Source organism: Chryseobacterium sp. Chry.R1, assembly GCF_039645525.1.
Lineage (GTDB): Bacteria > Bacteroidota > Bacteroidia > Flavobacteriales > Weeksellaceae > Chryseobacterium > Chryseobacterium proteolyticum.
This window is the reverse complement of record NZ_CP151793.1, coordinates 2,789,233-2,806,814: the sequence shown is the minus strand read 5'-3', so window position 1 is coordinate 2,806,814 and position 17,582 is coordinate 2,789,233. Positions and strand designations below refer to the sequence as shown.

20 protein-coding genes are annotated in these 17,582 nt (G+C 37.3%); 8 read left to right on the top strand and 12 right to left on the bottom strand.

The features are described from left to right. Nucleotides 1–7 precede the first annotated feature (7 nt). From AAEU33_RS12665 to tpx, 8 genes are all read right to left on the bottom strand, one after another. The gene (locus tag AAEU33_RS12665; protein WP_172278836.1) at nucleotides 8–418 is read right to left on the bottom strand and encodes a VOC family protein; all 411 of its coding nucleotides are present in this window, start codon (nucleotides 416–418) and stop codon (nucleotides 8–10) included. Between the two features lie 77 nt (nucleotides 419–495). Then, nucleotides 496–1,086 carry a Crp/Fnr family transcriptional regulator gene (locus tag AAEU33_RS12660; RefSeq protein ID WP_273648317.1) on the bottom strand — a complete coding sequence of 197 codons (591 nt, stop codon included), beginning with the start codon at nucleotides 1,084–1,086 and terminating at the stop codon, nucleotides 496–498. Between the two features lie 142 nt (nucleotides 1,087–1,228). Beyond that, complete coding sequence (locus AAEU33_RS12655; protein ID WP_345987884.1) at nucleotides 1,229–2,440, bottom strand: DUF763 domain-containing protein; 1,212 nt, start codon at nucleotides 2,438–2,440, stop codon at nucleotides 1,229–1,231. A 275-nt stretch (nucleotides 2,441–2,715) separates the two neighbouring features. Further along, nucleotides 2,716–3,111 (bottom strand): glyoxalase superfamily protein, encoded by a 396-nt coding sequence (locus tag AAEU33_RS12650; protein WP_345987882.1) that lies wholly within the window; start codon nucleotides 3,109–3,111, stop codon nucleotides 2,716–2,718. Between the two features lie 14 nt (nucleotides 3,112–3,125). Further along, nucleotides 3,126–3,473: a VOC family protein gene (locus AAEU33_RS12645; protein WP_345987881.1), complete on the bottom strand. Its 348-nt coding sequence runs from the start codon at nucleotides 3,471–3,473 to the stop codon at nucleotides 3,126–3,128. 85 nt (nucleotides 3,474–3,558) lie between these two features. Beyond that, nucleotides 3,559–4,248, bottom strand: a complete 690-nt coding sequence (locus tag AAEU33_RS12640; RefSeq protein ID WP_345987879.1) for an alpha/beta hydrolase — start codon at nucleotides 4,246–4,248, stop codon at nucleotides 3,559–3,561. Nucleotides 4,249–4,315: 67 nt separating this feature from the next. Continuing rightward, nucleotides 4,316–4,888 carry a Crp/Fnr family transcriptional regulator gene (locus AAEU33_RS12635; protein WP_345987878.1) on the bottom strand — a complete coding sequence of 191 codons (573 nt, stop codon included), beginning with the start codon at nucleotides 4,886–4,888 and terminating at the stop codon, nucleotides 4,316–4,318. Nucleotides 4,889–4,982: 94 nt separating this feature from the next. Next, nucleotides 4,983–5,480 (bottom strand): thiol peroxidase, encoded by a 498-nt coding sequence (gene tpx, locus AAEU33_RS12630; protein ID WP_172278849.1) that lies wholly within the window; start codon nucleotides 5,478–5,480, stop codon nucleotides 4,983–4,985. Nucleotides 5,481–5,650: 170 nt separating this feature from the next. On the opposite strand from tpx, the gene AAEU33_RS12625 reads away from it, so the two are divergent. Continuing rightward, complete coding sequence (locus AAEU33_RS12625) at nucleotides 5,651–7,870, top strand: NADP-dependent isocitrate dehydrogenase (RefSeq protein ID WP_273648323.1); 2,220 nt, start codon at nucleotides 5,651–5,653, stop codon at nucleotides 7,868–7,870. Between the two features lie 364 nt (nucleotides 7,871–8,234). On the opposite strand, the gene AAEU33_RS12620 is transcribed toward AAEU33_RS12625, so the two are convergent. Continuing rightward, nucleotides 8,235–8,573: a helix-turn-helix domain-containing protein gene (locus tag AAEU33_RS12620; RefSeq protein ID WP_345987876.1), complete on the bottom strand. Its 339-nt coding sequence runs from the start codon at nucleotides 8,571–8,573 to the stop codon at nucleotides 8,235–8,237. 86 nt (nucleotides 8,574–8,659) lie between these two features. Between AAEU33_RS12620 and AAEU33_RS12615 the strand changes: the two genes are divergently transcribed. The 7 genes from AAEU33_RS12615 (at nucleotide 8,660) to AAEU33_RS12585 (ending at nucleotide 14,209) form a co-directional block, all read left to right on the top strand. Then, nucleotides 8,660–9,406, top strand: coding sequence for an SDR family oxidoreductase (locus tag AAEU33_RS12615; protein ID WP_345987874.1), 747 nt, complete (start codon nucleotides 8,660–8,662; stop codon nucleotides 9,404–9,406). A gap of 162 nt (nucleotides 9,407–9,568) precedes the next feature. Next, nucleotides 9,569–10,564 carry a heme-binding domain-containing protein gene (locus AAEU33_RS12610; protein ID WP_345987873.1) on the top strand — a complete coding sequence of 332 codons (996 nt, stop codon included), beginning with the start codon at nucleotides 9,569–9,571 and terminating at the stop codon, nucleotides 10,562–10,564. Continuing rightward, complete coding sequence (locus AAEU33_RS12605; protein WP_345987871.1) at nucleotides 10,561–11,007, top strand: hypothetical protein; 447 nt, start codon at nucleotides 10,561–10,563, stop codon at nucleotides 11,005–11,007. Before AAEU33_RS12610 ends, AAEU33_RS12605 begins: the two co-directional genes overlap by 4 nt. Before the next feature lie 101 nt (nucleotides 11,008–11,108). Further along, complete coding sequence (locus tag AAEU33_RS12600; protein ID WP_345987869.1) at nucleotides 11,109–12,122, top strand: histidine kinase; 1,014 nt, start codon at nucleotides 11,109–11,111, stop codon at nucleotides 12,120–12,122. Beyond that, nucleotides 12,103–12,870, top strand: a complete 768-nt coding sequence (locus tag AAEU33_RS12595) for a LytTR family DNA-binding domain-containing protein (RefSeq protein WP_345987868.1) — start codon at nucleotides 12,103–12,105, stop codon at nucleotides 12,868–12,870. Before AAEU33_RS12600 ends, AAEU33_RS12595 begins: the two co-directional genes overlap by 20 nt. Before the next feature lie 117 nt (nucleotides 12,871–12,987). Then, on the top strand, nucleotides 12,988–13,767 hold the full coding sequence (locus tag AAEU33_RS12590) for a DUF1223 domain-containing protein (protein ID WP_345987866.1): 780 nt from the start codon (nucleotides 12,988–12,990) through the stop codon (nucleotides 13,765–13,767). 43 nt (nucleotides 13,768–13,810) lie between these two features. Then, nucleotides 13,811–14,209 (top strand): DoxX family protein, encoded by a 399-nt coding sequence (locus tag AAEU33_RS12585; RefSeq protein WP_172278870.1) that lies wholly within the window; start codon nucleotides 13,811–13,813, stop codon nucleotides 14,207–14,209. 59 nt (nucleotides 14,210–14,268) lie between these two features. On the opposite strand, the gene AAEU33_RS12580 is transcribed toward AAEU33_RS12585, so the two are convergent. The 3 genes from AAEU33_RS12580 to AAEU33_RS12570 all read right to left on the bottom strand — a co-directional run bounded on the left by AAEU33_RS12580 (nucleotide 14,269) and on the right by AAEU33_RS12570 (nucleotide 17,530). Continuing rightward, the gene (locus AAEU33_RS12580) at nucleotides 14,269–15,264 is read right to left on the bottom strand and encodes an MBL fold metallo-hydrolase (RefSeq protein ID WP_345987865.1); all 996 of its coding nucleotides are present in this window, start codon (nucleotides 15,262–15,264) and stop codon (nucleotides 14,269–14,271) included. Nucleotides 15,265–15,266: 2 nt separating this feature from the next. Continuing rightward, entirely contained in the window at nucleotides 15,267–16,457 is a 1,191-nt protein-coding gene (locus tag AAEU33_RS12575; protein WP_273648331.1) for an MFS transporter, read from the bottom strand. Nucleotides 16,458–16,528: 71 nt separating this feature from the next. Further along, entirely contained in the window at nucleotides 16,529–17,530 is a 1,002-nt protein-coding gene (locus tag AAEU33_RS12570; RefSeq protein ID WP_345987863.1) for an aldo/keto reductase, read from the bottom strand. Nucleotides 17,531–17,582: the final 52 nt, after the last annotated feature.

Here is a 17,582-nt window from a genome sequence, read left to right as displayed (position 1 = left end):
AATTAAACTATTCCGTTGGTAATTTGGACATATCTGCAAACATTACTTCCCACTGATGTCCGTTCAGATCGGCAAAAGCACATTGATACATCCATCCGTGGTCCTGAGGCTCGCTGTATTTGGATCCTCCATTGGCAAGCGCTGTCTGAACCATTTGATCTACTTCTTCTCTGCTGTTAACACCTATGGCAAGAAGTACCTGAGTGGTATCGCCTTTTGCAACAGGTCTGTCTGTAAAGGTTTTTAGAAACTCTTCCATTAAGAACATGACATAAATATTGTCTTCTTTCATGATCACACAAACAGCTTTTTCATCTGAAAACTGCTCGTTGATTTCAAAACCAAGCTTCGTCCAGAATGCTCTTGTATCTTCAACGCTTTTTACCGGAAGATTTACGTAAATTTGATTGACTTTCATTTTTTGTAATTTTAGTGTTAAACTTTTAACCAAAATTACCAAGTCGATATCAGAATCATCTTGCCTTATGGCAAGATTTAATTTTTCTTTGGATGGGAAACTAATTCTTTACGGATTCTGCTTAAAGAAGTGTCTGTTACTCCAAGATAAGAAGCAATCTGCTTTAAAGGAGCATACTGAATCACCTGGCATTTCTCCTCCAGGAGATTAAGATATCTTCTGGTAGCAGATAAGGTAAACATTTCTACAGAACGCTGCTTATAAGCAAAGAGCTGCTGGGACATCCACGATCTCCCCCATTCCCTCAGGTTGGGAATTTTATGAAACAGGTTCTGAAAAGTATCATAATCCAGTTTCCAGCATTCACAATCGGTAATGCAGATGATATTCTCCTGAGAGGGAATTCGTTGGAAAAGAGATAATACTTCTATGATAATTTCATTCTCCGTAAAAAAATGAGTGGTTACTTCATTCCCGTTAAAGTCATTAACAAAGGATCTTGCAAGCCCTTTATCTAAAATATAATATTCATTAGCCATTTTTCCTTCTTCAAGAATAAAATCTCCTTTCTGAAAACTTATTTTTTCATGCGCCTGAAAGATCTCATCGAGCTCTTCGTGCATAAAAAAAGGGAAATCATATGAAATTTCTAAGGACTTACTGCTCATAAGATGAATATTTTTTAGATTCTAAAATTAAAATTTTTATCGGAACTGAATCAAAAAAGTTGTTGAAAATGTAAATAGCCCGAAATCAAATCACTTTCTGCTTATATTATAAATAATTTCACCTGATATGGTGATTGCCTTCTCAGAACAAAGAAAGCTGAATATCATTAGGCTTGATTGGTTTTTTAGCATCTCCGAAAACAGTTTTCCCTCCAAATCTCCACGAATTCTGCCTTTCTTCTTCTATAACCTGCTGAATATCAAAATCTGGTGTGAAATCTTTTTCCGTTGTTGCTATTACCTGATGCAGCTTATTTAATGTCTTAAGTTTATCTGAATTTCCCAGCTTAGATTTTTCAATACCTTTTCGAAGGATATCGATGCTCTGGTCATACACTTTCGTAGGAACAGGAAACGGATGTCCGTCTTTTCCGCCATGTGCAAAAGAAAATCTGGCCGGATCCGAAAATCTTGACGGTGCCCCATGAATCACCTCACTTACCAAAGCCAAAGATTGCATCGTCCTTGGTCCCACCCCTTCCAGCATTAAAAGATCTTCAAAATTTTGAGGCTGCTGTTCACGGGTAACATATAAAAGAGCCCCCAATCTTTTTAAATCTACGTCAGAAGCGCGGACATCGTGATAATCAGGGAGAATCAGACGGGAAAAATCGTTCATAATCTCTGCGGAATCCGTATGAGAAATCTCGAGAATTCCTTTTCTGTTTTCTGAAGCCTGCGCATCGGTAAGATTAAGAATTTTTCCTCTATGAACACCATTTATTCCCGTATGCGGTTCTTCAATAAACGATTTTATATTTTCCGAATGCCAATGATAGCGCCTTGCCGTTCCATCAGATTCATGCATTCCCTGCTGAACAACACTCCAGCTTCCATTGTCTGCCAGGATAAAATTATGCAGGTATAACTGATACCCATCATGAATTGCTGTATTATCCACTTTCGCAGAGAGCTTGCTCGCCTTTACCAGCTCAGTACCGTTCAAGCCTGTTTTATCAGCAATCTGAAGAAGTTCCGAAGGAGTTTCTCTTGAAAATTTCCCTTTTCCCCCACAAATATAAAGCCCCAGTGATTCTGAATTCGGATTAATAGAGCGTTTTAAAGCTCCCATTACAGAGGTTGTAATGCCTGATGAATGCCAGTCCATTCCCATAACGGCTCCAAAACTCTGAAACCAAAACGGATCGGCCAGTCTTCTCAAAACCTCATCCTTACCATAATCCATCAAAATCACTTCAATGATGGACAATCCAAGAGTATACATACGCTCATACAGCCATGGCGGCACTTTGCCATAGTGTAAAGGGAGATCTGCTGTTCCTGAACGTTTCATTTAAGGTGTAAAGTTAGAGGTTATTTAATAAGGTTTTAATGATTTGAATCATTATTTTTTTACATGACACTAATGTTTAGGACGAGTTTAATAAATAAGATTTGGCTAAAGCCATTGGACAGTTTTGTTGAAAACGGACTGAATCCCGCTTTTAATAATATTAAAAAATATTACTCCCTTACGCTTCGTCTTGAATGACAAACAATAATACGCGTAACCTATCCAAATCTTTAAATCTTTTAATCTTTTAATCCTTCACACTTACCATTACTTTATCAAATAAACTCCACTTCCTTATGTTTCTCTGCATCAAATTTCTCATTGAAAATTATTTTATTTCCGAAAGGATCATTAACTGTGAAAGCTACTGCATCATAAAATGTTTTTTCCAACCCCGGCCTGTTGTATTTGTATTTCTTATCAATCAGTTCTTTATAATAGCGTGCCACGTCTTCACCCCAGATAAAAACACTGCTTCCAGGACTTGCATCTCCGTGATGTTCACTTAAATGAAAGATGATGTTTTCCTTCTTTACTTCCAGATAAACAGGGGTATTTTCTTCGAAACGATGTTCCCATACAATTTCAAAACCAAGCCAATCAATGTAAAATTCTATGGTTTTATTATAATCAAAAATTCTGAGGACCGGTATTACTTGTTCTGCTCTCATGTTTGATAATTAAATTATTCGTGTGAAAGGATATTAATTAACTTTCCAAAGGGATCTCTGACAAAAAATCTACGAACACCCCATTCCTCATCTGTAAGGTCATAAGTTATCTCAAAGCCTGAATCTTTCATCTTTTTATAGATAGCCTCTACGTCATCAACTTCAATAGACAAATCAGGAACCGGCGTGTCATCTCCTCCCTGCATTGCAAAACTGATCTGAACCTTTGATTCTTCATTGCTTCCGAATGTTTTGATCCATCCGTGATTCATTATTATTTCCAGACCTAAAATACCATGATAGAAATGATCTGCCATGGACAAGTCTTCTGCCTTAATGTTAGCTACAATTCTTTTTACCATATTTTTGAAGTTCTTATCAATAAAAAAGCCTTGTGAAGATACACAGAATCATCACAAGGCGTATAGCTATTTTTACTAAATTGTCTTACAAGGCCGCTGCAGCTTCTAAGATCAATTGTGTTACTTCATTGGGATGAGACGCTAAGGAGGCATGCCCAGCATCTAAAGAAATAATTTTCTTAGGATTCATTCGCTCTGCCATTTCCTTTTCTGTTTCAGCAGGTATCATGCGATCTTTTGATGAAATCTGGTACCAGCTCGGCTTTGTTTTCCATGCCGGTTCACCTGCTGTATCACCAAAACATTGGCTATGAATCGGTTTTTGGGATAATGACATGACCAATGCCTTTTCATCATCGAGATCCTGGCAAAATGCTGATTGGAATTCATCATATTTGATCCAAAGGAAGCCCTTGCTATCCGGGTAAATGCTTGCTCCTCCAGGAGACTCTCTTCTTCCTAAAAGCGAGCCCAGACTATCACCGGCATCCGGTACAAAAGCGGCAATATATACTAAACCTACAACCTTATCGTGATTTCCGGCTCCTGAAATGACAGCCCCTCCGTAAGAGTGACCAACCAGGAGAACTTTCCCATCCTGTGCATCTATCAAATCCTTAGTCTTGTCAATATCATCCTGCAGAGTTGTGAGAGGGTTTTGAACACTTCTTACCTTATATCCTGCTTTCGTAAGTGCAGGGATAACATACTGCCAGTGGGAACCGTCTCCCCACGCTCCGTGTACCAAAATAATGGTTAAATCTTTTTGATCCATAATTGCTATTTTTAAGTTTGACACTAGTAAAACTACGTTCTTAAAAACCAATACACGTTAACTTAAGTTAATTAATAATCCGGGATCTTATACGACTTAATGACTGTTCCGTTATCCCCAGATAACTTGCGATATGCTTCTGGACTATTTTCTGAACAAGCATAGGGTTTCTTTTTAAAAGATTCAGGTATCTGTTTTCAGGAGAATAGCATAGTAAATCATCAATTCTCTTTTTTGCATCAAGATAGATCTTTTCGCTCATCATCCTTCCGAACTTTTGCCAGTAAGCTTCCTTCTTATATAGATTTTGAAGATCATCTTTACTTAAAAGTAAGATCTCACAATGTTCTATAGCCTGAATATTCATATTGGAGACCGTATCGCAAAGTATACTTTCATAGTCCGTAAAAAATTCATTTTCAAAATAGAAACCGAAGTTGATCTCACGGCCCTGATCATTGATGTAAAAGCTTCTTATCGTTCCGCTTTTAATAAAGCCCAGGTATTTGCATTTTTCTCCTTGTTTAAGAAAAAAATCAGACTTTAAAAGATGTGTATCTTTAAGGAGGGAAAAGAACTCCCCGAAATGTTCTTGGTCAACTTGGAATAGTGCACCATACTTAGTGTAGTTATCGGACATAATTTATTTTTCATTTGTTATTTGTGTATTTTGAATTCAAAAAAGCCTTGTAAAAATAAATCCCACAAGGCTCTTTAAAGAAATAAATTCTTAATTATTTTAATGCTTCAAGAGCAGCATTGTAATTAGGTTCGCTTCCAATTTCAGGAACCTGCTCCGTATATACTACTTTATTATTTTCGTCAGTAACGATCACTGCCCGGCTTAAAAGACCTTTCATAGGAGAATCTGTAATAGTTACCTCATAATCATCACCGAAGCTGCTTCTGAAATCAGATAGTGTTTCAACATTATTCAGACCTTCAGCTGCACAAAATCTGCCTAAGGCAAATGGAAGATCTTTGGAAACATTAATTACTACTGTATTATTTAAATTTGAAGCTTCTTCATTGAATTTTCTGGCAGAAGCCGCACATATTCCTGTATCAATACTAGGAAAAATATTAAATATTTTTTTCTTTCCTTCAAAGTCTGACAGGGTTTTAATATTCAATCCTGAATCCACTAATGCGAAATCCTTAATGGTATTTCCAACAGCTGGTAAATTACCTAATGTATGAACTGCGTTTCCTTTTAACGTTATATTGGACATAATTTATTTTTTTACGGTTTTTCAAATTTAGTTAAAAATGCCATTTTTTTCGTTCAAATAAAGGTTAAATAATTCTTAAAGTATAAAAACTTATATAGGATTAATCCAAAAAAATTAAATTTTAACTAAATTTGTGGGAGTTAAAAAATCAAATAATAAATAACAGTATAATGTCAGAAAAATCAAAAATCTACTACACATTAACGGATGAAGCTCCAATGCTGGCTACACACTCGTTTTTACCTATCGTAAAGGCATTTACAAAATCAGCAAATATTGAAATCGCCGTTCCGGATATTTCTTTGGCAGGAAGGATCCTTGCCAACTTTCCGGAGTTCTTAAAAGAAGATCAAAGAATTGGTGATGCTTTGGCTGAATTGGGCCAGATTGCAACAACACCGGATGCTAATATTATCAAGTTACCGAATATTTCCGCTTCTGTACCTCAGCTTGATGGAGCTATTGCAGAACTACAATCCAAAGGCTTTGCGGTTCCAAACTATCCTTCTGAGCCTAAAAATGATGAGGAAAAGGCGATTAAAGCAAAATATGCAAAAGTTTTAGGAAGTGCCGTAAACCCTGTGTTAAGAGAAGGGAATTCTGACAGACGTGCACCAAAAGCTGTTAAAAACTACGCAAAAGCAAACCCTCACCGAATGGGAGACTGGGCTTCTGACAGTAAAACTGATGTTGCCCATATGAATAACGGAGATTTCTATGGTACTGAAACTTCAACAACTCTTGAAAATGCTACAAAATACAAAATCGTTTTCAAAGGAAATGATGGTTCTGAAAAAGTCCTGAAAGATTTTGCAAGCCTTGAAGCAGGAGAAGTTATTGATTCTTCAGTGATGAACCTGAACGCTTTGAAATCTTTTGTACAGGAAGCGATTGAGGAGGCTAAAAACAGAAATGTTCTTCTTTCTGCTCACCTGAAAGCAACTATGATGAAAATCTCTGATCCGATTATTTTTGGGGCTATTGTAGAAACTTTCTTCAAAGATGTATTTACAAAATATGCAGACACTTTCAAATCTTTAGATATCAATCCTAACAACGGTCTTGCTGATCTATTTGAGAAAATCAAAGGAAATGCTCAGGAAGCTGAAATTAAAGCAGCTATTGAAACGGCTTTGGCAAACGGACCAAGAGTAGCAATGGTAAATTCAGATAAAGGAATTACGAACTTCCATGTTCCTTCGGATATCATCGTTGATGCATCTATGGCTGCATTAGTAAGAGGTGGAGGTAAAATGTGGAATAAAGAAGGTAAGGAAGAAGATACAGTAGCGATCATTCCGGACCGTTCTTATGCAGGTTTCTATCAGGCAGTAATCGATGATATGAAAGCTCATGGTAAGCTGGACCCTACAACTATGGGCTCTGTTCCGAATGTAGGTTTAATGGCTCAGAAAGCAGAGGAATACGGTTCTCATGACAAAACATTCCAGGCTACTGCTAACGGAACAATTGAAGTTCAGGATGAAGCAGGAAACGTTCTTCTTTCTCAGAAAGTAGAAGAAAATGATATCTTCAGAATGTGTCAGACTAAGGATGCTCCGATCCAGGACTGGGTAAAACTGGCAGTAAACAGATCAAGACTATCCGATACACCAGCTATTTTCTGGTTGGATAAAGGAAGAGCTCACGACAGAGAAATCATCAAAAAAGTAGAAAAATATCTAAAAGATCATGATACTGCAGGATTAGATATCAGAATCCTTGACGTAAAAGATGCCATGACTGAAACTCTTAAAAGAGCAAGAGAAGGTAAAGACACCATTTCGGTTTCAGGAAATGTATTGAGAGATTATCTGACAGACCTTTTCCCAATCCTGGAATTAGGAACTTCAGCAAAAATGCTTTCTATCGTTCCATTAATGAATGGAGGTGGTCTATTTGAAACAGGTGCCGGAGGTTCTGCTCCTAAGCATGTTGAACAGTTTCTTGAAGAAGGTTATTTAAGATGGGATTCTTTAGGAGAATTCTTAGCACTTCAGGCTTCTTTGGAACATTTGGCACAAACTCAGGGGAATACAAAATCTCAGGTGTTGGCTGATGCACTGGATGAAGCTAATGCTAAATTCCTGGCAACCGATAAATCTCCTGCAAGAAAGGTAGGACAGATCGATAACAGAGGTTCTCACTTCTACCTTGCTATGTATTGGGCAGAAGCCTTAGCTAATCAGACCAACGATGCTGAAATTGCTCAGAAGTTCAAGTCTGTTGCTGCAAGCATGCAAGAGAATGAAGCAGTGATCAACCAGGAATTAATTGCAGCTCAGGGTAAACCTCAAAATATTGACGGATATTACAAAACTGATACCTACAAGACCTATGCAGCTATGAGACCAAGTACTGTTTTAAATGAAATTATTGATGGAATTTAATCTTCATTGACTATAAATGAAAGCTCCTTTTCTAAGGAGCTTTTTTTTATTGAAATAAGTGCGATATCTTATCTTTGTATGATATAAAAATTTTGGTTTAGTTTTGACGAAAACCATAGGAAGAATGTCTTGTATTGAAAACGCTAAAGCCCATTTCTACTGCTAGGAATTATAAACAAAATGCACTATGTTTACCAATTCTTTCATTTTGAATTCTTTAATCTTTAAATAAAACTGCTGAGATTCTTCACTTACGCTTTGTTCTGAATAACAAAGACAATCCCTCAATCGCTCCCAATCTTTTAAATCTTTTAATGTTTAAATTTTTCAATCTTTTAATCTTTTAATCTTTTAATCTCATACGCTAAACATCCCTGTCTACGATTACCTTCCGGTGCTCCCTCCCCCAGTTGATCATTTCCATAATGATCTTCCCGAAAGTGCGACAGTACTCCGTGGGTACATATTCTATTAAAACCGGAGTATCGGGATATACATTTCTGGTCACCAGTTTATTCATCTCCATATCTTTTAACTCCTTTGAAAGCATTCTTGTTGTAATACCTGGAATACTGCGTTCAATCTCACGGAAACGCCTGTTACCATTGCAAATTGAATTGATAACAGGAATACGCCATTTACCACCTATAAAGTACAGGGTATCCTGCAACGCTCTGAGTTCTTCGGTCTGATCTCTTTCCATTTTATAATCTTTATTTTGATATACTCTGTGATACTGATTACAAAAGTATATCATTTTCACTATAACTTTGTCAAAAATTTTAAGAAATGAATAAATTTAACAACAAACTGGCAGTAGTGACCGGTGGAAATAGTGGGATCGGATATGCCACAGCAAAGGAATTAATAGCTGAAGGAGCAAAAGTAATTATTACCGGCAGAAGGAAAGACGCCATTGAAAAAGCAGCTGAAGAACTGGGGGCAATTCCATTCGTTGCAGATCAGGGCAAACTGGAAGATATTGATCTGTTGAAAAAAGAGATTGAAGAAAAAAACGGGAAAGTTGACATTTTATTTATCAATGCAGGAATTACGGGCACATTGACCTCTATTGAGAATATGGATGCCGATAATTTTGATAATGTAATGAATATCAACTTCAGAGGAGCTTATTTCACATTGAGTAAGTTCACTCCTATTTTACATGATGGTGCTTCTGTGGTATTCTTATCATCAAATGTTGCAACAACCTATAAACCTAACAGTTCCGTTTATCAGGCAAGTAAGGCAGCCCTCAATTCTATTGCGAAAACAGCTGCCGCTGAATTAGCACCAAGAAAGATCAGGGTCAATATGGTAAGTCCGGGTCCTACAAAAACTGAAATTATGACCAAAGCCGGTCTCGATGACGAAACACTAAAAGGCATAAATGAGTGGCTCATCGATGCTATCCCATTAAAGAAAATGGGAACTGCTGAAGATGTTGCAAAACTTGTTGTTTATTTATCCGATTCGCATGTGGCAAGTTTTATGACAGGTACTGAAATTATTATTGACGGAGGAATGATTTTATAGTTAAACACTCTCCATATCACATACCGGAAGAACTTCCGGTATTTTGTTTTATATTCCGGGGCATAAATTCTACTTCACCCCTTAAATTGTCCGGTTCACCTTTTTTTAGGTTTCATTTCCTTTGCCAGCAATCTATTTTTGGATCATAAAAATAAAACGATTATGGATTCAGTAAAGAAAAAGAGAACAACAAAACCCATTGCTATATTATTTATAGCTATTGTGGGAGTCTTTGCAGGATTACAGCTTTTCAATTCTCCTATTGAAGGTAAACCTGTAACCGGCACCATTGAAGCACCGCACGAGGTAATTGCCGTTCTGGAAAGATCGTGCTTCAACTGCCATTCTAATGAACAGAAACTAAGCTGGTATGATAAGCTTGCTCCCATATCATGGGGTGTAAAAAAGGATGTTGAAAGAGCAAGGGAAGTCATGAATTTTTCTGAATGGTCAAAGGTTTCACCAGGAGAACACAAAGGCAGAATGTATTCCATATTGAATATGATGCAAGCCGGAAAAATGCCTCTTCACGAATATACCTTACTGCATGCATCTGCAAAAGTTTCTGCAAAGGATATTGAAGTTATCAGAAAATACACACTATCTCTTTCAGGAAAAAGTCCTTCACCGGCAAACACAAAAGAGGTAAAACCCCTTCAACAAGATATAAAAACAGCTTCTGTCAGCCATTCCGGTTTTCCGGTTTCACCAAATGGAGTAAAATATACACCGGAGTTTAAAAACTGGAAAGTAATCAGTATGAGTACATTATTTGATAATTCCATCCGCGTTATCTATGGAAACAGCATTGCCGTAAAAGCAGTTGAAACAGACAATTTCCATCCATGGCCGGACGGCAGCATCGTAGTAAAAGCAGTATGGAAACAGACAGAAGCTCCTGATGGAGAAATCAGACCTGGCGAATTTGTTAATGCCCAGTTTATGGTAAAAGATTCAAAAAAATACACCGATACCGAAGGCTGGGGTTTCGCCAAATTCTCGGGTAAAGATCTTCACCCTACCGGAAAGACAGCATCATTTGCCAGAGAATCATGTATTGCCTGTCATCGTCAGCTGGCAGAGCCTACAGGATATTTATTCGACGTACCGATGAAAGTAAACACCAAAAATCTAATCGAAAAACTACAGACAAAATGAATAAAATAATTATAGCCATGATAGGAAGTTTTCTTTTTTTAATTTCATGCAAAACTGAAAATTCCAAGGACCGGGAGCATGTCCGTCTTGTGTTTGATGCAGGTGGGCTACAGTTCATTGCCTCATCCTTAAATACGAAAAAAGAGACGATGTCCGCCCTATACGGAAACAGTCAGGCCCTTCAATCTTTATCCAATAAAAATGATAAGCCGCTGCCCGGAACAAAAATGAAACTCGTCACCTGGAAATATCATGAAAACCCGCAATATACCGGAGGTACTATCACTGGTGAGCTGGTGAGTGTAGAAACTGTTGAAACCGGTATAAAAGGATCAGTCTCTTACCGGAAAGAGCTGGATAACGAAAAGGAACCCGGCATCTTTCAGACTAAAGAACAAAGAATACAGTATATGATGGGCTATCAACCGGTCGTTATGCCATAAAATAATGCAATCTGAGATTCACCAGCAGTCTCAGATTGTATTTATTTAATAGTTATCATTAAAAAATATTAATTTCACATTTTTAAATCCAATTCTTCTTAATGCAACAAGAAAAAATAAAAATATCACAGGCTGTTATCTGGATAAGCTCTATTGTTTTGGGAGTGCTTTCCTCAGTTCCTCAGCTTGCTTCCCATGATTTTAATCTCATGGAAGCTGTGGTTAATGCAGCCATTACTTCAGCATTTGCAGTTGTTATGTGGTACCTCAACATTTTTTTACTCAATCGTAATACAAAGAAACGTCAGGGAATTTCATACTCCCGGCTTTTGGTTGTCCTTGCCCTGGGAATGGTTGTAATGTTTGGCCTGGCCTGGATCCAGCAGCTTATTTTATCCCATATTAATTTCGGACCTGTTATGCTGATGGTGGAAGTAAGAGGAATCCTTATCAACCTTGTTTTCTATATGTTTTTAAATCTTGTACAGCATAATTACGCCGGCCAGCAGGTTCATCTGGAACTAGAAAAAGTAAAAAGCGATAATTTAGGTGCTCAATATGAATTATTAAAACAACAGGTAAATCCCCATTTTCTTTTCAACAGTTTAAATACGCTTAAATCCATGGTGGAAACGCATGATGAGGAAACCATTGATTTCATTATCAAGCTTTCTGACTTTTACCGTTTCACCCTGGAAAGCAGAAAACTTGACCTCATCACCGTTGAAGAAGAAATGAAAATACTTAATTCTTACCTTTTCCTGCAAAAAGCCAGATTTGGTAACGGATTTACCTTTACCGATACTCTCGGTAAAGAAACGCTCAAAACCCTTATTCCTCCGTTTACCCTGCAATTGCTGGTGGAAAACTGTATTAAACACAATATTGTTTCCCAGAGTAAACCTCTTCATATCAGCATCTATGATGCTGATCAAAAGATCATTATTGAAAATCCTATCCAGCGGAAATTGGTTCCGGAAGATTCATTAGGAGTTGGCCTGAATAACGTCAATATGCGTTACAAACATCTTCTGGACCAGGAAATCGACATTTTAGATAACAATCAAATTTTCCAAATAAAACTACCATTTATCCATGAATATCATCATCATTGAAGACGAGTTCAGAGCCGCAAAATCCTTACAGAATTTAATTAAAGAACTAAAACCGGAATCTGTTATATCCGGAGTTTATGACAGCATAGAGTCCAGTGTGGCAGCTTTACAGAACAATACAAAGCCCGACCTGATCTTTATGGACATCCATCTTTCTGATGGGTTATCATTTGAAATTTTTAAGCAGGCAGATATTACCTGCCCCGTGGTCTTTTGTACTGCCTTTGACCAGTATATGCTGGACGCTTTCAAAAGTAAAGGGGTAGATTACGTTTTAAAACCTTTTTCACGTGAAGATATTGCAGAGGCATTACGAAAAGTGGACGAGCTCAAAAAGTTTTTCCAGAAAACGGAAATCCCGGAACTGGAAGCACTTTTACAAAAAATAGCTCAGCCACAAACTGCTACCAAAAGTAGTTTCCTGGTCTTTAAAAATCAAAAATACACCACTATTCTTACCGAAAACATAGCCTATTTCTACATTCACAACGAAATGACCCATCTGGTTACTTTTGATAAACAACAATTTTCACTTTCACAATCGCTGGGACAGGTCGCTGAGCAGGTTTCTCCAAAACAATTTTTCAGGGTGAACAGGCAGTATATTGTGAATTTCAGCGCTATTAAAGAAATGGAGCATTATTTCCAACGTAAAATCTATGTAAAGTTAGTTATCGACACACCGGAAAAGCTTCTTATCAATAAAGAAAAAACGCATAGTTTCTTTTTCTGGCTGGAAGATCGTTAACAGCAAATTTCTTAAATCTATATTTTTCAGGGTTCACCTTTCGATTTGTCTAGTTGAGCCCTTTTTTCATTTTTTAGCATCCCACAGGTATCTACTTTTGAATAAAAATTAAAAGAAATGATATCTAAAAAACTTTTCATAGTAGGAGCATTTGTAGCTTTACTATTTACTGTTTCTGCCTTTATGCAGAAAGATAAACCGCATGAAAGCTTTAAAAAAATTGCATCAGGTAAAAGCAATGGCTTTGCGGTCCTTGAACTCTTTACTTCTGAAGGATGTTCAAGCTGCCCTCCGGCAGATGCCCTGATGGGAGAAATTAAAGAGAACAACAAAGATCAGCCTGTCTATATTCTGGCGTATCATGTGGATTACTGGAACCGTCTAGGATGGAAAGACAGATTCAGCAGCATTGAAAATTCAGAGCGCCAACAGCAATACAGCAGAATACTGGATTCCCAGGTATACACCCCACAGCTCGTTGTCAACGGAAAACAACAATTTGTAGGATCAGACAGGGAAGCCGTGGAAAACTCCATTATCAATGCTGTAAGCCACACAGCAAGCAGTTCTATAGACCTTAAAGCTGAATCCGATTCTAAGCAGATAAATATTCACTATAAGGTATCAGGAAATGAGTCTCATAGTAAACTCTTACTTACATTGGTACAGAAAAAAGCATCAACAAACGTTGCAAAAGGTGAAAATGAAGGACGACACCTGAATCACTGGCAAATTGTTCACAAGCAAATTCAGATTTCATTACAAAATAATTCTGAAGGTGTTTCTACTTTTTCAATACCTGAAAACTTCAATATCACAGACTGGGAAATTATAGGATTTGTTCAAAATACAAAAACCGGCCAGATCTCAGGTGCATCAAAAGCTACATTTCAATAACATACACATTAAACAATACATAACAATTTAAAACAATAAAAAAATGAAAACAAAAACAACAAAAATCATCTATTGGTCAGGCGCTATCTTTATGTCATTATGGTTTGGAGCAAGTGGCTTCTTTGAATTGACTAAAAATCCTGTAGTATGGGATATTACCCAGCAGCTAGGATACCCTCCTCACTTTATTTATATCCTTGGTGTTTTTAAACTGGCAGGAGTTACCGTACTTTTAATTCCAAACAAATTACTGAGATTAAAAGAATGGGTATTCGCCGGAATGTTTTTCGATATTATTTTCGCATTCTTTTCCAAAATTGCCGTTCTAGGATTTCCTTCTACGATCGATGCGATCATAGCATTTTCAGTCCTTTCCGTTACATATCTTATGTTCAGAAAAATGTACAGTCCGGAATTGATCTTTGATGAACCCGGATTTTAATTCAAAGTTCTCCTTAATAAGAAAATCCTACTGTTCTCAGTAGGATTTTCTTATTCTTTTTAGCTCATAAAAACCTCAGGAACCCATTCAAATGTGTTCCCTTTCTTTTTAGTAAACCCTAAACCGGGCCATGGTAAATGGTACGCAAAAGCTCTGGATCTCGTTTCCGCCAGTTGTTCAAGTATTTTTTTCCTTGAAGCAATGGCTATATCGAGGTCCGTATCACCAAAGTATCCCCAGTCAGGATGCGGAAATAAAATGACATCCGAGTGCATTAAATCTGCAATATATAGAAGTTGTTCATTACCCGAGGTAATCGTCACCAAAGTAAGACCTGGTGTATGTCCTGGAGCTAACTGAAAACTGAATTGATTATACAGCATCTTTTCAAGATCATAAAATTTTAATTGAGGTTGTATCACTTTAAGAATATTCTGAATGCCAGGAATAATCTGATTAAGAAATTCGGGTTGATCCTTTAGTGCGCTGTTAGCAAAATCCTTGATTGTTGCTTTCATCCAGAAATCATATTCAACTTTTGAAATAAATAACCGGGCATTTGGAAAAACCAATTGATTCTGCTTATCCACTACTCCACCTATATGATCAGGATGAGCGTGAGAAAGAAATACATCTGTAATATCAGAAGGTAAAAAACCAGCCTTTTTAAGGCTTTTCAATAAAAATCCTGTCCTGCTATCGGCAAAAATTCCCATCCCGGTATCCATTAGAATCAATCTGTCTTTTGTTTTAACCAACAGTACATTCATTGCCATGTCGATCGAATTTTCCGGACGGAAATTATCTTTGAGTATTGCTTTCAATTCAGATATATTTCCACGTGGAGCAAAGGAATTAAGATTTTCCTCATGGATTAATCCATCTGTAAGAATAAATAAGTCCAGATCGTCCAATTTTATTTTTTTCACTCCGGAAAGATCATCTTCTGCGCTTATACTGAAGGAATTTTTCTCCCGCGCCAACGAGCTGGAAAAAGGAATTATACTAAAAGCTCCTGCTAAAATTCCATTTTTTAAAAGTTCTCTTCTATTCATGATTAAATGTGTGCTTTTCTGATTTTGATCATACTTAAAATAAAAAGCCCCAAAATCCCCAGCACAAAGTAACCTTCTGCTACCTGCAGCTGGAACTGAGGTTTTATAAGACTTGCAATACCATAGCTTATGGCTGAAGTAATGATAAATGCCACCCCTCCGGTTAATCCGCCGGCAATACCTGCCGAACTTGGAAATCGTCCGATACAATAAGAAAAATAGTTATTGAAAATAAATCCGGCTGTCACATGAATTGCAAAAGCAAAAGCAACAAGGCTGTACAGATTACTTACATAGTAAGAAAAAATGAACATTAAAATAATTAAAATCAACTGAATAAAATTAGCATATCGGATCTTAGGCAGAAAGGCCTTGTTGATTAACGCTTTTCCCAAAAACCCACCCGTCATCCAGGCCAATCCCAAAATCAGAGAAACATATCCCGCAGTAACCTCAGAATATCCCATTTTATGCTCGATAATAAAGGCCCCGCATAGATTAAAGAATATTACCATCGCATAACTAAGCCCACACATCAGCATCCCATAGAAAAAATCTTTGGTTTTAAACATGGAATTATACTCTTGGATCAGGAAACTGATGCGAAAAGGATTCCGTACCTTTAAAGTCTCCCCCGAAAATACCAGTTCTAAAATAAGAAGCAGTAAACTGTATCCCGCCAGAACGTAGAAATTGGATTGCCATCCGAAACTCTTTTGGAGATAACCTCCGATAAACGGAGCGATGATAGGCCCTACAGACCATACGATCGTCATGATACTCAAATAATGTTTTCGCTGTTCTCCTTCGTACACGTCTACAAAAAAGGCCCGCTTGGAAACGACGGCAAAACCGGATAACATACCGTGGAGGACACGCATCGCATAGATTACCATAATATTTTTAGTCGTTGCCGTAATTAAAAAGGTGATCACAAAAAAGGCCAGTGAAAAAATGGACACCGGATAACGTCCAAATGAATCTACAACACTCCCGGCAAAGAACTGCGTTATTCCATAGCTGATCAAAAATATAGAAAGTGTAAGCTGGATACTGCTTTCAGGTAAATGAAGTTCTGTTGCCATGCTGGGCATAGAAGGTAAATAAATATCCGTTGCCAGACCAGACATCGGAATTACTGCAAAAGCCAGCACAGTAGCTATCAATTGATTCTTTTCTTTAAGAGTTCTCATTCCTCTTTTTATTTTTCTTTCAAAAAAATCTGGATTTCCGAATAATCAGAAATCCAAACTTAAAATTTTATTTAATTATTAACCAGTTTCATCGAACCTTCATTATATCTCTCTCCCACATTTGGATATTTCTTCAGAATCGTATCAATAGTATCAAGTTCAGATTGTGAAAGCTCTACATCAATCGCTCCGATATTTTCTTCGAGATATTTAATACGCTTGGTTCCTGGGATAGGAATAATATCATCCCCTTGATTAAGTACCCAGGCCAAAGCCAGCTGGGTTCCTTTGATTCCTTTGGAGTTTGCCAGTTCATTAAATTCCTGAACCAGCTTTCTGTTGTTCTCAAGACTTTCTTCCTGGTAACGTGGTAAAGACCTTCTGAAATCATCTTCTCCAAAATTCTGTACCTCATTAATGTTAGCAAAGAGCCCTCTTGCCAGTGGAGAATAAGGAACTAAGGAAATCCCCAGCTCTCTTATGGTTGGCAAAATTTCTTTTTCTACATCTTTTGTTAAAATGGAGTATTCCGATTGTAACGCAGTAATGGGATGAATTTTATTTGCCTTTTTGATAGATTCTGCTGAAGCCTCAGACAAACCTATATATTTTACTTTTCCAGCCTTTACAAGTTCAGCCATCGCTCCCACTGTTTCTTCAACGGGCACATTCGGATCTACCCTGTGTGCATAATAAAGATCTATCGTATCGATTTTTAATCGTTGTAGACTTAAATCCACAGCCTGTCTGATCCATTCCGGCGAACCATCAAAATAAGTCCCGGGAGCACCACTATGACTAGCTTTACCGTCCTTAAACCTGAATCCGAATTTTGTGGCAATGAATATTTTATCCCTGTTCGGAACAAGCACTTTGGAAATTAGTTTTTCATTTTCTCCGTTAGCATACATGTCTGCAGTATCCCAGAAATTAACTCCAAGATCCAATGCTTTGTGTAATGTATCAATGCTTTCCTTTTCATCTGCAGGTCCGTAAGCAAAGCTCATTCCCATACATCCCAAACCTATTGCAGATAGCTGCTCTCCTGTGTTTCCTAATTTTCTAAATTTCATGATTTTTTTGTGGTTTTAAATTACTGAAACAAAATTACAACAACATCAATGA

Coding starts and splice junctions, on each gene's coding strand:
- AAEU33_RS12595 (WP_345987868.1), top strand. CDS start 12,103: ATGAATATCATCATCATTGAAGACGAGTTCAGAGCCGCAAAATCCTTA.
- AAEU33_RS12635 (WP_345987878.1), bottom strand. CDS start 4,888: ATGTCCGATAACTACACTAAGTATGGTGCACTATTCCAAGTTGACCAA.
- AAEU33_RS12625 (WP_273648323.1), top strand. CDS start 5,651: ATGTCAGAAAAATCAAAAATCTACTACACATTAACGGATGAAGCTCCA.
- AAEU33_RS12650 (WP_345987882.1), bottom strand. CDS start 3,111: ATGAGAGCAGAACAAGTAATACCGGTCCTCAGAATTTTTGATTATAAT.
- AAEU33_RS12605 (WP_345987871.1), top strand. CDS start 10,561: ATGAATAAAATAATTATAGCCATGATAGGAAGTTTTCTTTTTTTAATT.
- tpx (WP_172278849.1), bottom strand. CDS start 5,480: ATGTCCAATATAACGTTAAAAGGAAACGCAGTTCATACATTAGGTAAT.
- AAEU33_RS12570 (WP_345987863.1), bottom strand. CDS start 17,530: ATGAAATTTAGAAAATTAGGAAACACAGGAGAGCAGCTATCTGCAATA.
- AAEU33_RS12645 (WP_345987881.1), bottom strand. CDS start 3,473: ATGGTAAAAAGAATTGTAGCTAACATTAAGGCAGAAGACTTGTCCATG.
- AAEU33_RS12580 (WP_345987865.1), bottom strand. CDS start 15,264: ATGAATAGAAGAGAACTTTTAAAAAATGGAATTTTAGCAGGAGCTTTT.
- AAEU33_RS12590 (WP_345987866.1), top strand. CDS start 12,988: ATGATATCTAAAAAACTTTTCATAGTAGGAGCATTTGTAGCTTTACTA.
- AAEU33_RS12575 (WP_273648331.1), bottom strand. CDS start 16,457: ATGAGAACTCTTAAAGAAAAGAATCAATTGATAGCTACTGTGCTGGCT.
- AAEU33_RS12665 (WP_172278836.1), bottom strand. CDS start 418: ATGAAAGTCAATCAAATTTACGTAAATCTTCCGGTAAAAAGCGTTGAA.
- AAEU33_RS12655 (WP_345987884.1), bottom strand. CDS start 2,440: ATGAAACGTTCAGGAACAGCAGATCTCCCTTTACACTATGGCAAAGTG.
- AAEU33_RS12610 (WP_345987873.1), top strand. CDS start 9,569: ATGGATTCAGTAAAGAAAAAGAGAACAACAAAACCCATTGCTATATTA.
- AAEU33_RS12660 (WP_273648317.1), bottom strand. CDS start 1,086: ATGAGCAGTAAGTCCTTAGAAATTTCATATGATTTCCCTTTTTTTATG.
- AAEU33_RS12585 (WP_172278870.1), top strand. CDS start 13,811: ATGAAAACAAAAACAACAAAAATCATCTATTGGTCAGGCGCTATCTTT.
- AAEU33_RS12615 (WP_345987874.1), top strand. CDS start 8,660: ATGAATAAATTTAACAACAAACTGGCAGTAGTGACCGGTGGAAATAGT.
- AAEU33_RS12600 (WP_345987869.1), top strand. CDS start 11,109: ATGCAACAAGAAAAAATAAAAATATCACAGGCTGTTATCTGGATAAGC.
- AAEU33_RS12620 (WP_345987876.1), bottom strand. CDS start 8,573: ATGGAAAGAGATCAGACCGAAGAACTCAGAGCGTTGCAGGATACCCTG.
- AAEU33_RS12640 (WP_345987879.1), bottom strand. CDS start 4,248: ATGGATCAAAAAGATTTAACCATTATTTTGGTACACGGAGCGTGGGGA.